Genomic DNA, 478 nt, shown 5'->3' on the forward strand with positions numbered 1-478 from the left:
AACGGGTGTGTACGACTCGAAAACAAGCGGATCGCTGTTTGCCATGATGAAGTGCATGTCCCGGCCTTCTTTCTTCTCCACAAACTTGATCGTATATTTGTCGTCGCCGTCGATTTTCAGCTGAAAAACCGAGTCGCTTAGCGGGATCGCGGCGCGTCCGTCCGAGCCTTCCGTCCTGCTGTAATGTAAGACACCGTCTTTGACGTGAACTTTTGCGGAAATGGCGCGCAGGCGGTTCCAATAGTTTCCCGCGTATTTCCGCAGCAGTTCGGGACGCACCTTGGCACCTGCGATGCCCGCATAGTCGATTGTCTCCGGTTCGGTGAAATGGTTTTTCAGCACAACGGAGGCGATCCGCATTGCATAATTTCCGTTATAGGCCAGGCCGGAACTGAGCGCAATCGCCGTGACATTCTGCTCGGGAAAATGAAAGATCGAACTGGCGTACCCGCCAGAATTTCCCGTTCGATAGAACTTG

1 protein-coding gene is annotated in these 478 nt (G+C 53.3%); it reads right to left on the bottom strand.

Annotation, left to right across the window (positions count from 1 at the left end):
- On the bottom strand, positions 1 to 478 hold a 478-nt coding region (locus F2P45_RS34500; protein ID WP_223164927.1), incomplete at both ends, for a hypothetical protein.

Origin of the sequence: Massilia mucilaginosa, assembly GCF_011682145.1 — a bacterium.
Lineage (GTDB): Bacteria > Pseudomonadota > Gammaproteobacteria > Burkholderiales > Burkholderiaceae_D > Telluria_A > Telluria_A mucilaginosa.